The 272-nt window shown below is 51.5% G+C and carries 1 rRNA gene; it reads right to left on the bottom strand.

The annotated features are described in order from the left end of the window. A 23S ribosomal RNA gene (locus tag GCM43_RS25600) occupies positions 1–272 on the bottom strand; the annotation flags it as partial.

The raw sequence follows: 272 nt of genomic DNA, 5'->3' as shown, positions 1-272 counted from the left end.
TCCTCCGTTACACTTTAGGAGGAGACCGCCCCAGTCAAACTGCCTACCATGCACTGTCCCCGACCCGGATAACGGGCCAAGGTTAGAACCTCAAATGAACCAGGGTGGTATTTCAAGGATGGCTCCACGAGAACTGGCGTCCCCGCTTCAAAGCCTCCCACCTATCCTACACAGATTGATTCAAAGTCCAATGCAAAGCTACAGTAAAGGTTCATGGGGTCTTTCCGTCTAGCCGCGGGTAGATTGCATCATCACAAACATTTCAACTTCGC

It is taken from the genome of Janthinobacterium aquaticum (assembly GCF_009208565.1).
Taxonomy (GTDB): Bacteria; Pseudomonadota; Gammaproteobacteria; order Burkholderiales; family Burkholderiaceae_D; genus Janthinobacterium.
Note: the sequence above shows the minus strand (reverse complement) of the source record. Positions and strands in the feature narration are given on the sequence as shown.